We start from the raw sequence: 12,625 nt of genomic DNA on the forward strand, positions 1-12,625 counted from the left end.
CTTCGATCCTTTGGTTTGTTCCTGGGCGGCCGGTGGTGTCGGGACAGTATCCGCGCTATTGACAATGAAGCTTGTAAGAAATGCTTTACGGCGATGGCAACCATCAACCTCTTCGATAACACCGGATCCTTGGCCCGCTGCACTTTGGACCAACACTGCGGTCGAGAGCATTGAAGAGTCGTGCTTGGTGTTTCCGCTGTGCCGGCCCGCTCAGGCAAACCGGGCACTAGCGCTGCAGCTTCACTTGAGAGCAAAACTGCGATGAGTTGCCATAGTCCTCTACGAACTCGGTCAGTGAGTGAAACACTAGCCACATGGCACGCACCCGCTACTTCCAGCGGCAGAATCCCTTAGAAGCTCGCCATCATGTGCGCCGCTGACCATCCATTCGACTACCTCATCCCGCCATGTTGGAGTGTGATCATCCGGAGCACCGCGTCTCGGGCGACCGCACGACGAGCTTGCGTGCAGTCCGTCCGCGCTGTGGATACGGGATTGACGGTTACTCTCTGCAGGAGAGGCTCGCCGTGGCCTGACCTACTTGAGTGCCTTAGCGAACGCCACTTGGTGTCCGTGACGTCGAAGGTGGTCCACTGGTTGGCTTTAGTGATCCAGGGCGCGGTACTGGAATTTCCGGAACCTTACGCTTCCCTCCCCGAATGAGAAGAGCGCAGGGCGGAGGCTGAGCAGTTCTCCGACGGTGTTGGTGTTGAATCCGGAGACTTCGAACCGCAGGCCGTGCCGTGTCCATTCCTCCCCGTCGACGCTGTAGTACATGGTGACGATGTGGGCATCGTTGACGATTCGGAGGTGCATGACCCGAGAGGACGCGGCAGGTTCGCGCCAGTACGGAATCGGCTCTCCCGCCCGATAGGTAGTCATCTTCTCCCCATCCAGGCCCATTCCGCAGAAGAGGCGTCGGCTGTAGTAGAGCAGCAGGCCACCGGTTGCTCCCTCTTCGACTTCAACCTCAACGGTCACTTCGTACCGGTGGTCTCCGACGAAGCAGGTCAGGGGAGAGGTGTCGGCCGGGCTGCTTCCGCTGGCCGTCAGGACCAGGCCGTCACCCAAGGACGCACGCCGGTACTCGTCCTTCGAGGGTGCGTGGAACGACCACTGCACTCCGAAGCGGGGCACCGAAAAATCGTCGGAGAGAGCCAGCCCGTGCCCGCCCGGTTCCCGGGAACCGCTGGGAAGCGGCGAAGGCTGCGGTTGCGACAGGTCCTTGCCGGCGACCATGGGCCAGCCGTCCGGGGTCCACTCGATGCGTTCCAGCAGCGTCTGGCGTCCCAAGGTGGAGAACCCGTTCTCGTAGCCGTGGTAGATGCTCCACCACTGGCCGTGAGGGCCCTCGAAAAGGGTGGCGTGCCCTTTGCTCCACCAGGGTTCTTCTGCGTCCCAGGTGCGGATGATGGGGTTCGACGGGCAATCCTCCCAGGGTCCGTGGACCGAGCGCGACCTGGCGACCGTGACCATATGTCCGGTGGGCGGCCCCGATGTGCCGCCTACCGCCGTCGTCAGGTAGAACCAGCCGTTACGCTCGGTTAGCTTGGGGCCTTCCAGCGCGTAGGCCTCCGTGACCCAGTCCTCGGGGTATTTCCAGCCGTCGTAAACGTGCTCAATGGGTCCGTCCGTTGCCAGGCCGTCCGGTGTGAGGCGGACACGGCTAACGCCGTTGAGGAACAGGTAACGGTGCCCGTCCTCCCCCACGACATGCCCCGGGTCGATGTGGCCGGATATTCCCAAGTTTGTGGGTTTACTCCACGGCCCCTTCATATCCTGGGCATGGATGACGTAGATCTGCGCGGGAGCGGAGGGATCCGGTGACACATCTGTCGGTATCACGGGGATGTAGATGTAATACCTGTCGCCTACCTTGCACATATCCATGGCAAACACATTCCCCAAGGGATCAGGCAATGCAGGGCCGAGGGGAGTCCAGTTGAGCAGGTCCCGCGAGTGCCAGATGATGAGCCCGGGAGTCGATTCAAACGAAGAGAACGTGATGTAGTAGTCCTCTCCGTCCCGGAGGATGGAAGGGTCCGGGTGGTCGCCGGCGAAGATGGGATTGACGTATGTCCCATCCCCAAGGTCGGCTTGCCGCTGGCCTTCAACGGCGCCGGGCACGTTCAGCCATTTAGGACTTTCAGATGTGCGCAAGATGTTGCTTCCGTTCGTTGTCTATCGGTGAGGCCGTGGCCAAACGTCGAAAAGTACCGCCAAATGATGCCCCAAATCGTTTGGTGTAACACTGGCATGTCGGCGCGTCTCTACTTGGGGTAGGTTCGTTAGCTTTTGATGCCGCCAGCGTAGCCCTGCATCAGCTTCTTCTGGGCAAACACGTAGAACAGCAGCACGGGGGCCATGGCAATGAGCACCACCGCGAAGCTGAGGTTCCATTGTGAGACGAGGCTGCCCACGAAGTTGTAAACCACTACTGGCAAAGTCATGTAGGGCGAGCCGTTCAGGAAGATGACAGCCGTGAAGAAGTCGTTCCAGACCAGGAGGCCCGACAGGATGGCCACTGTGCCGGTTGCCGGGGCCATCTGGGGGAAGATCACCCGGGTGAATATCTGGAACCTGCTGGCACCGTCAAGGGTGGCTGCTTCTTCATAGTCCCGCGGCAGGCGTCGGAAGAAACCCGAGTAGAGGAATACGGCAAACGGCATGGTCATAGCCGTGTAAATCACAATCATCCCCCACGGGCTCCCGACCAGGCCCAGGTTCCGGGCCCCGATGTAAAGAGGAAGGACCCCAAGCTGGGTGGGGAGGACGATCGCGATCAGGAAAATCCTGAAGACCGTATTCGACAATTTGCGTGTACTGCGGGCGAAGACGTACGCAGCCGCGGACGACAAGGCGATCAGGACCAGCACTGTGCCGATGGTGATGATGAGGCTACTGAACAGGCCCTGGTACACGTTGCCGGACTGGCTCCCCTCCGGCGACAGCAGCTGGATGAAGTTGTCCAGGGTTGCCGCTTTCGGCGGAGCGAAGGCCGACGTGGTTAGCACTTCGTCGCTGGTCTTCAACGACGTGCTGATCACGATCCAAAACGGAAGGAGCATGATGATGCTGGCGATGACAACCAGGATTTCCCGGGCCAGTGACCACTTGGTGTAACGATGCATTGCTATTCTCCGTTGCTGCGGTCGCGCACGACGACTTGCTGGACGACGGCCAGGATGAGGATGAAAACGGTGAGGACGAGGGCAGCGGCTGCCCCCAGGCCAAAGGCCCCGTAGACGAATGTCTGCTGGTAGATTTGCGAGGCCAGCGTCTGGGTCGCGTCACCGGGGCCGCCTCCCGTCAGTGTTAGTACCTGGTCGAACACCGAGAGGCCCTGGATCAGGGTCAGTACAGTGGCGATGGCAACGGACGGCCTGATGGTGGGCAGGACAACGCCGGTGAACGTCTGCCAGACGCCGGCCCCGTCCAGGCCGGCTGCCTCTTCCAGTTCCACGGGAACAGTGGCGAGACCGGCCAGGTAAATGACCATGACAAAGCCGATGTTCTGCCAGACCATGACGGCCAGGATGCACCACAGTGCCAAGGATGGGTTCGCGAGCCAGTCCTGCTTCAGGGAGTCGAGGCCAACAGCCGAGAGGAACTGGTTGAGCGGTCCGTCGAACGCGAAGACGAACTTCCAAATGAAAGAGACTGCAACAGAGCTGAGCACCACGGGCATGAAGATCAATGCCCGGAGAACAAAGCGCGTCTTGAGGGTCCGGTTTAACGCCAGGGCGAAAAGCAGCCCAAACAGGTTGGTGAAGACAACGTACCCGGCCGCAAGAAAGAGTGTATTCCGAACCGAACCAACAAGTGCAGGGTCCTTGGCAACCTGGACGAAGTTGTCGAATCCCACGAACTTAAACGAGCCCAGCCCTGTCCAGTCTGTGAAGGCGAAAAATGCGCCAAACGCCGTCGCCATGTATGTCACCACAATGGTGAGGGTCACGGCTGGAAGCGCCCACCACCAACGGCCGAAGCCGATTCCGGAGGGACGCCGAACCGGTGCCGGGTCTGGTTCTTTCGTGTCAGTTCCCGAGGGAATGATTCGTCCGTTGGTAATAGTCACTGTCACAGTTCCTTGTTTTGTTTCGGAAGGAGAGTCTGGTGCCGGCCGCCCCAGCCGGACGGCACCAGCTGGTCTAGTTGCCCCAGGCCGTATCCATGTCCTTTAGGACATCGTCCGACGTTTTCTGCCCCGTGATCATGGCCGTGATTCCCTTGCCGAGACTGTCGTAGACCTTCGCGGAGGGCCAGTCAGTCTGCGCGAGCGGCCGGACTTTGTCGTTCCTGTACAGGTCAGCGATAGGTGCATAGCTTGCAGGCAGCTGATAGTCGCCGAGGTTCACCGGGAGGGTTCCCTGGCCCTTTGCCACCATTTCGGCCCCTTCCTTTTCCGTGAAGAACTTGAGAAGCTTCTTCACCAAGGTGGGGCTCTTGGTTTTGGCATTGCCTGCAAGAGCCATTTCGGCGCTCGTGCCCAAATACTTTTCAGAAGCGCCGGGGGCAGGTACAGGGAGGACCACAGGGGTCACCGCGCCTTTGGAACCGTCCGCGATGCTCTTGGCTGCTCCGCCGGGGGCGAAGAAGCCCAAGGATTTCCCCTGCCCGACGGCACCGATGATGGCGTCAAAACCGGCACCTGCGGCACCGTCCTGGAAGCAACCGGCGTCGTACATCTTTTTGACACCGTCGAGGGCCTCTTTCCACCCCTCTTCACCGGCGAAAGTAGTTTTGCCTGCAGCCCGGTCGGCATTCCACTCCGGGTTGGGACCGTAGACGGTCGAAGTTGCGAGGGTCAACGCCAGGATTCCGGGATTGGCGGGCACCGTGCCAGCCAGAGCTGCCAGTGAAACGCCCTTGTCCCTTGCCACCCCACATTGCTTCAAGAGGTCTTCGAACGTGGAGGAGTTGTCCAGCTTGACGCCGACTTCCTCGGCTTTGGCCTGGTTGAAGATCAAGCCGGCCGGCATCGAGGACAGCGGGACCGCGTAGACCTTGTCTTCGTACTTGTAGAGCTTCTCGATGCTCTTGGGCAGCGTCTGGCTGAACTCCGGCTCCTTGAGCTCAAGCAGCAGGCCTGCCTTGGCAAATCCGTTCATGGATCCTACCTGCCCCTGCCCGGAGAAGATGCCCATGACGTCTGCGGCGCTGCCCCCTTGAAGCTGTGTGGTGGTAGTCTGCGGCTGCGTTTCTGCGGGCAGCTTGACCAGTTCGACCTTAACCCCGGCATTTTCCTTTTCGAAGGCGGCAACCGTGTCCTGGATGAAGGTATCCGTTGGGTTGGACGTGGAGTAGGAGAACTTGATGGTCTGGGGTTCGCTGCCGGACGGGGCAGTGGCATCCGAGCCGCCACAGCCGGTGAGAACTACAGAAGCAGCAATGGCTGTGGCTGCGGCGGACAACCACCGCCGGCGGTTAATGGGATTCATTGACACGGGTTACCTTTCAACATCCTTGTCGAGGGGCGACCTATAGGAAACGCCAGGCCCTCGTGAGTGCAGCGGAGGGGAATTCATCAACCGCTTTCTTGTAAATCCAGTAGACCGTGGTTACAGCCCACCGTCCACGCGACTTTGCTTATGGCCTCCATTCACGGAAGTGATGGCGCTTTACAGCTTTTCGCGGCCTGCGGGCGGCCTGCGGTAGGAGCCCTGCCGCCGTAGGCGCTGCGCCATAAGCTCAAGGACTGCACTAACCGGCTCAACATCCGCCGACAAGTTCAGGAAACCGTGCAGCAAACCGCGGGCAAGTACCTGCTGAATGTCGACGCCGGCCGCTGCCAAGCCAGCGCTGAAGGCCTCCCCCGACGCGCGAAGGTCGTCATACTCTGCATTGATCACCAGCGTTGGGCCCAAACCCGTCGGGTCAGCTTCTCCAGGCATCGCGTAAGGCGAGGTGGGGAAGCTGTCACCGCCAAGGTAGTTCGTAATTGTTTTGCGGTGAAAGTCGTGGGATATCGTCATGACCGGCGGCAGCTCGGCCTGGACCTCCTTCAAAGACTGAGATGGCTCGGGCATGTAGAAGTGTGCCGAGGGATACACCAGAATGAGGCATTCCGGTGCCCAGCAGTCTTCGTCCCTCAACTGCAACGCGGCGGAGGCTGCAAGATGTGCACCGGCGCTGGCACCCCCGAGGGCAACGCGATCAATACGCAGGCCCTCCAGATTGTTGCGTACCCATCCCACGACGGCGACTACGTCGTCCAAAGGAACCGGATACCGCACCCCATCTTTCACCAGCCTGTAGTCAACGCTGACAACAACGGCACCAGCACGGTTAACCATCTCGCGTGCGGTCCAATCTGCCTCCTTCATATCGAGGTCGCCAAATTGGAACGCACCGCCGTGCATCCACACAAGCCCGGTTCCGCTGACAGGGCACCCGGGCGCGGGACGGTAAACCCGGATCGGGACCGGTCCGTGCGGTCCTGAAACCGTCATTTCCTCAGTAGGCACTTGGATTGGTGGCTTCGCATCAGGATAAGAGTCGAACTCCTGCAGCCTGGACATCATCTGTGGGTTGGAAAGCGCCTCCGATATGGAGGGGATTCCTTGCAACAACGGGATCCTGGAGGCAATTGTCGGGTGTAGTGGCAATGGTCTTCCTTCTTTTGTGGGTTGTAGGTGGGCCGTGTATCTCCTTGGTCCTGTCGCCGGCTCAAAGTATCCGGATGATCTCATGTCGGTCACCCGCGACGCTGCCGCCAACGTGGATCTCGATCTCTCCTGGTTCCACCAGGTAATTTCCGTCGTTATCCCAGAAGCCAAGGTCCTGCCATCCGAGCTCGAAAGTGAGCGTGGCCGTCCCTCCGGCGTCCAAGGTGGTTCGAGTGAACTTGCGCAGCCTCCGCACAGGCTGGGCCAGGGAAGCCACCCGGTCCCGGATGCACACAAGTGTTACTTCGTCTCCCGTCAGGTTTCCGGTGTTGGCCACAGTGACAACCAGGCGGAAGCTCTCGCCTGCCCGAAGTGCTTCGAGCGGCAGTTCCTGTTGGAGGAGGCGGAGCCCCTCGTAGCTGAACGTTGTGTAGCTCAGTCCGTGGCCAAAGGGAAATCGGGGGCCCAGCGGCAGGTCGCGGTATTTGGATGTGTATCTGTCGTCTGTGTTGGCCGGCCCCATAAGGGCAACGTCGTCCGGATCCTCGTCGATGCGGGCGGATTGCATCGCCGGGCGCCCAGTGTTTTCGTGGTCGTAATAGATGGGCACCTGGCTTGAGGACCGGGGAAAGGTCATAGGAAGCCTGCCGCCGGGGTTCACCGCGCCGCTGAGCGCACGCGCCACAGCCGCCGGCCCCTCAATGCCGAGGTGCCAGGCTTCCAGGACGGCGGGTGCGGAATCGATCCACGACTCCGTAACCAGCGGACGGCCGTTGAACATCACCACCGCAAAAGGTGTGCCCGTCCCGGCAATGGCCTGGATCAGGTCCTCCTGGACGCCGGGCAGCCTAAGGTCGCTCCGTGAGCTCGCTTCCCCGGTCAATGCCGATGGCTCACCTGCCGCGATAACCACGAGATCATGTTCCGCGGCGGCAGCTGCCACGGCCGCATGGTCTTCCGGATTGCCCTTGAAGAAGCCCGTGCCTTCCATGACCGTGACGGACCAGTCTGGGCATTCCCGGCAGATGGCCTCCGCCAAGCTCTCCGACGGTGCAGCGAAGGACTGCACCCAGGCTCCGAGGTGGTCAGTGCTTTCAGCGTAGGGACCTGTCAGGAGAACCCGTACTGGGCCGGGCTGCACGGGGAGGATCCCGCCGTCGTTCTTCAACAAAACCAGGCTCTTCTCGGCCGCCTCCTTGGCGGCGTTCCGCGATTCCGGCGTCGGTGCCGTGATCTCCTGTGCAGCGTTCCGGTACGGATTCTTGAAGAGCCCCAGGGCGTATTTGAGGGTGAGCACCCGGCGGACGGCGTCATTAACCCGTTCCATCGGAACGTCCTCCGGCGTCACGGCCGCGACGCCGTCGGGGCTGGCCGCGTTTCCGCCCATTTCGACATCGAGGCCGGCAATGTAGGACTGCGCCAAAGCCTCGGGGAGCGTGGCCGCCACTCCGTGGTCCAGGAGGTTCACCACACCGTCGGCATCGCCCACCACAACACCTTCGAAGCCCCATTCCCCCTTCAGGACATCTGTCAGGAGGTGGCTGTTGGCGTGGGCAGGCCGGCCGGACACGGTGTTGAAAGCGGCCATCACGGTGGCGGCCCCTGCCTCCACAGCCGCACGGAACGGTTCCATGTAGGTATTGCGAAGCCGTTGGGTGGACACGTCCACAGTGTTGTAGTCACGTCCGCCCTCAGCCTGGCTGTAGGCCACAAAGTGTTTTGCGCACGCCAGGATGGACCCCTCCCCGTCTAGGCTATGGCCCTGGTATGCGCGGACCTTCGTCGCACCAAAGACGCTGTTGACGTAGGCATCCTCACCAAACCCCTCGACGACGCGTCCCCACCGCGGGTCCCGGGAAACATCCATCATGGGCGAAAACGTCCAGTTCACCCCGCCTGATGCTGCTTCCAGGGCTGAGATGCGGGCGTCCGCGGCCGCCACGGCGGGATCAAAACTTGCGGCTTGTGCCAAGGGAACCGGAAAGGTGGTCCGCTGCCCGTGGATGACGTCCAACCCCACCAGCAGTGGAATCCCGTGGGGCGTCTCCTCGCGGGCGACGCGCTGGAGTTCGTTGGTCGCTTCCGTGCTCCGCGGCCAGAAAACAGCGCCGGTTCCTCCCCGGACCAGTTCCTTGGCGGCCTCCAATTGAGGGCGGAAGGCGATCTGCAACTGGCCCAGTTTCTCTTCCCAGCTCATAACTGAGATGAGGTTGTCAATGAAGTCCCGGGCTTCCCGGCTCTGTAGGTTTTCAACGTCTGTTCGGGCGGACATGCTTATTCCTCCGTGGGATGGGGAGCCGCCCCAGGGCGATACACGGCACGGCAAAGGTTCCTTGGCACCGTACGACGGCGGCCGCTCCGGGGGAAATAGATTTCCGCTATGCCAGCCATCCTGTGTCCGCATGATCCTGCACCTGCCCTTCACGAATCCGCGCCGTAAGGTGAATAATCCACGCCCCTGTCTGATTCCCCGCCCCTAGAACTGCCACCCATGCCCCAAGAACCTGCCGCCCTCCCGCGGACGAACGCTCTTGCGGCCGGCTCCTGAACGAGTTCACCGATCGCCGACGTCCGCCCGGCCCCGGGCGTGGTGGCACTGGATGGACGGCAACGTGCCGGCGTCGCCTGGACACGGCCATTCGGGTGGATGTTACCGACGCCATCCGGCCGGGTGGCAACACCCTGGAAGTGGCAGTGACCAACCCGTGGGCCAATCGGCTGATGGGGGATGCGGCCGCAGGCCCCGGGACCCTGCCCGGATCTGTCGTCTTCGAGGCCGACGCCGCGCCACTGCCCGCCGGGCTCCACAAACCGGTGAAACTGCTGATCTATCCGGCCACGTGACTGGCCGCCCTGGTGTGAACCGGCAACATCCACAGTCCACATCAAGGCAGCCTCCTACGTGGCGGGCTCAGACTCGGACAGCTTCTGCTCCGGCATGACAATGGAAAGCAACACCCCGACCGCGAAGATGCCAGCCAACACCCAAAAGATAGGCAGGAACACTGCGGCGTAAATGTCGGCCACACCCGCCTGCACCTCGACGGGCAGCTGCTGGACAGCGTGCGGATCCGTGACCGCTGACGCTGGCAGGTCCATGTTGTTGGCTGCGGATGCCTGGGCCAGGGACGCGGCGAAGAGGCCGCCCAGGACGGCAGTCCCTACCGTCACTCCCAGTTCCCGCAGGTACCCCAGCGAGGCGGTGACCCCACCAACAATCGCCTGCGGCATGGCGTTCTGCGCGGCCACCACCGTAAGCTGCATGAAGCTCCCGACGGCCAGGCCGAGCAAGCCCACCAGGACCCCCACCAGGGGCATGGGGGTTGCTGGTCCGGTGAAGCTGAGGGCTACTGCCGCGGCAACAGCCAGGGCGGAGCCAGCCAGCGGAAAGACCTTGTAACGGCCGGTCCGGGTCACGATCCAGCCGCTGAGGTTGCTGGCAACCATCATGCCCAGGACCAACGGCAGCAGAATCATGCCGGCGGCCGAGGCGGACGTGGAGTAGGCCATCTGGATGTAGCTGGGCAGATAGGCCACCACACTGAACAGCCCAGCACCCACCACCAATCCCAGCCCGGCTGCATTGACCACCGGCCAGCTCCGGAACATCCGCATGGGTATCAGCGGCGCCTTGGAGCGGATCTCGACCACGACGAAGATGATGCCCAGCACTATGGCGGCGGCTGCGGCGGCCGCCACGACTTCCGGCTGGCTGTCCGGGTCCGTAGAGAGCGCCACGGCGAACACCAGTGTGCATGTGAAGGGGATCATGAGGGCAATGCCGGGCGCGTCCACTCCGCCGGTTCCGCTGGCAACGCGGAGCTTGCGCAGGGAGAACGCCAAGGCCAACGCCAGCAGGCCCACCGGAATGTTGATCCAGAAGATCCAGCGCCACCCCACTGTGTCCGTGATGGTGCCGCCCAGGAGCGGGCTGACCACCGTAGCGATGCCAAAGACCGAGCCCAGGGGGCCGAGGTACTTGGGCCGCTGCCGAGGCGGCACCAGGTCCGCGATGATCGCCGAGGGCAGCACCGCCATGCCTGCACCACCTAGGCCCTGGATTCCCCGGTAAAGGGAGAGCTGGAAGATGTCCTGGGCAAAGCCGCAGAGCACCGAGGCCGCCAGGAAGACCGCAAGCGAGATGGTAAGCAGGACCGGCCTGCCAAACCTGTCGCCCAACCTGCCAAAGATCGGCATAGCCACCGCCATAGCCAAGGCATAGGCCGTTACTACCCAGGCCATGTGGCGCGCACCATCCAGCTCGCCAACGACGGTGGGCAGGGCGGTGGCCACGATGGTGTGGTCCAAGGCACCGAGCAGCACAACGATCAGGAGGGCCCCATAGACCCGGCCGATCCGGACGCCTGCGCCCGGAGGTAGTGTCTTGGCCTGCCCGTCACCGTTAATCTTAGGAACTTCATGAGAGGGTTCTGTCCGCGGACTCGATTGTGCGGGGAAGTTTGAACGGCGCACCGTCACCTCGTTCTGAGTGGGCCGGCAATCGCGGCCAACGCCGGCCAGCTGCGCGTCCGGGGGATCGTCCACCCCGGCCGACGGGCCTCTGGAGGCCCCGGCGTTCCGTCGAAAGTACCATCCCGACCAGACGTTAGGAGGGGCTTGCCTACATCTGAATTGCCGATGCCGCACATACCGGGGAACTATTTCCGCCCGCCCCGTTCAGCACGTTTACTGGGATAAAACTCGACGAAGAGGAGGGCACGATGGCGCAGACCATCCCCGCTTCCACCACAGACGCCCAGGAAACCAGCCCGGAGAATCCGGCTTGGTTCCGCTACGTCCTGGGCCAGTATCCCACCGGTGTCACGCTGATCACTTCAGCCCACGACGGCGACACCGCGGGCATGGTGGTGGGCACTTTCAGTTCCGTTTCCCTTGACCCGCCCCTGGTGGCCTTCATGCCTGATGTCCGCTCAACCAGCTGGCCCAAGATCCAGGAGGCCGGCTCCTTCTGCGCCAATATCCTCACTGCCGGCCAGCAGGATGTGTGCCGCGCCTTTTCCCGAAAGGCAGAGGACCGGTTCAGCGCAAGCAGCTGGGGTGACACCCCTTCGGGCAGCCCGCGGCTGCAAGGTGCAGCGGCCTGGATCGACTGTGACATTGAGAACGTCATCCGCGCGGGTGACCATGACATCGTCATCGGACGGGTCAACGCCTTGGACGTCGGGGAGTCGAAGGACCTGCCCCTGCTTTTCCTGCGGGGCGGCTATGGTTCCTTCAGCATTCCGTCCATCGTTTCTCCCGCCACTGCGTTGACTCGGCACGTCAAGGCTGCCGACACGGCGCGGCCTGAAATAGAAGCCCTGGCAGACGAGCTTGAGCTGGAGGTCCTGGTCAGCGGCGTCGTGGACGATTCGGTTGTCGTCCTTACTGCCGCCGGTGTGCGGAGCTCGCCCAGCGGTGCCCCGTCCAGGGTTGGTGTCTCGTTCAGCCTGGCCGCGCCCCTTGCCCCCCTCCATGTGGCCTGGGCCGGCGAAGCAGCGGAATCCCGCTGGATCGCCAACGCCAGGGAGGTCGTGGGACACGTTGAACCCGAGGTTGCCCGTGCTGAGCTGCAGCAGGTGCGCGACGTGGGCTATGCAGTATCAGCCGGTGCGACCACCGCAGCAGAGTTTGAACGCATGGTGGTGGTGCCCAGCGAAACTGCAGCTCCCGACCTCAGCGGAGTGCTTCCCCGGCTCCTGGAGCGGACGGCCACCACAGGCCCGGCGTCCATTGATGATCCCGCTGGAGTCACTTCTCTCCACGCGCCCGTGTTCGACTCGTCCGGACAGGTTGCCGTGACCCTGACACTCAACGGCTTTGCGGCTACGGAGTCGGCCGCGCACCTGGCCCGATGCCGGGACCGGCTGCTCGCGGCGGCTGCGGCGGTTACTGAGGCAATCGGCGGGACCCCTCCTGCACGCTGACGCCCGTACAGCGGCACGGCAATTGACCGCTCCTGTGACCTAACTCATAATTAGTATCAGTATTCTAATTCGAGTTTCTGAAACGGTTCT

At 62.4% G+C, this 12,625-nt stretch carries 9 protein-coding genes; 2 read left to right on the forward strand and 7 right to left on the reverse strand.

Features of this window, described 5'->3' with window-relative positions:
- Positions 1-603: 603 nt before the first annotated feature.
- The 6 genes from ACNQOP_RS19695 to ACNQOP_RS19720 form a co-directional block, all read right to left on the reverse strand.
- Positions 604-2,160, reverse strand: coding sequence for a family 43 glycosylhydrolase (locus tag ACNQOP_RS19695; protein WP_416405508.1), 1,557 nt, complete (start codon positions 2,158-2,160; stop codon positions 604-606).
- A gap of 128 nt (positions 2,161-2,288) precedes the next feature.
- A complete protein-coding gene (locus ACNQOP_RS19700; protein ID WP_284988064.1) occupies positions 2,289-3,131 on the reverse strand; it encodes a carbohydrate ABC transporter permease in 843 nt (280 codons plus the stop codon).
- Positions 3,132-3,133: 2 nt separating this feature from the next.
- Positions 3,134-4,078 (reverse strand): carbohydrate ABC transporter permease, encoded by a 945-nt coding sequence (locus tag ACNQOP_RS19705; RefSeq protein ID WP_284988063.1) that lies wholly within the window; start codon positions 4,076-4,078, stop codon positions 3,134-3,136.
- Between the two features lie 73 nt (positions 4,079-4,151).
- Positions 4,152-5,441, reverse strand: a complete 1,290-nt coding sequence (locus tag ACNQOP_RS19710; RefSeq protein WP_284988061.1) for an ABC transporter substrate-binding protein — start codon at positions 5,439-5,441, stop codon at positions 4,152-4,154.
- Between the two features lie 180 nt (positions 5,442-5,621).
- On the reverse strand, positions 5,622-6,452 hold the full coding sequence (locus ACNQOP_RS19715; RefSeq protein ID WP_416405509.1) for an alpha/beta hydrolase: 831 nt from the start codon (positions 6,450-6,452) through the stop codon (positions 5,622-5,624).
- Between the two features lie 217 nt (positions 6,453-6,669).
- Entirely contained in the window at positions 6,670-8,880 is a 2,211-nt protein-coding gene (locus tag ACNQOP_RS19720) for a glycoside hydrolase family 3 N-terminal domain-containing protein (protein WP_284988059.1), read from the reverse strand.
- Between the two features lie 371 nt (positions 8,881-9,251).
- On the opposite strand from ACNQOP_RS19720, the gene ACNQOP_RS19725 reads away from it, so the two are divergent.
- On the forward strand, positions 9,252-9,452 hold the full coding sequence (locus ACNQOP_RS19725) for a hypothetical protein (protein ID WP_284988057.1): 201 nt from the start codon (positions 9,252-9,254) through the stop codon (positions 9,450-9,452).
- Between the two features lie 54 nt (positions 9,453-9,506).
- Here the strand turns inward: ACNQOP_RS19725 and ACNQOP_RS19730 are convergent, their stop codons facing one another.
- Positions 9,507-11,153 (reverse strand): MFS transporter, encoded by a 1,647-nt coding sequence (locus tag ACNQOP_RS19730; RefSeq protein ID WP_284988055.1) that lies wholly within the window; start codon positions 11,151-11,153, stop codon positions 9,507-9,509.
- 176 nt (positions 11,154-11,329) lie between these two features.
- Between ACNQOP_RS19730 and ACNQOP_RS19735 the strand changes: the two genes are divergently transcribed.
- Positions 11,330-12,535, forward strand: coding sequence for a flavin reductase family protein (locus ACNQOP_RS19735; protein ID WP_284988054.1), 1,206 nt, complete (start codon positions 11,330-11,332; stop codon positions 12,533-12,535).
- Positions 12,536-12,625: the final 90 nt, after the last annotated feature.

This window comes from Arthrobacter sp. LFS091, from assembly GCF_047977885.1.
Taxonomy (GTDB): Bacteria; Actinomycetota; Actinomycetes; order Actinomycetales; family Micrococcaceae; genus Arthrobacter.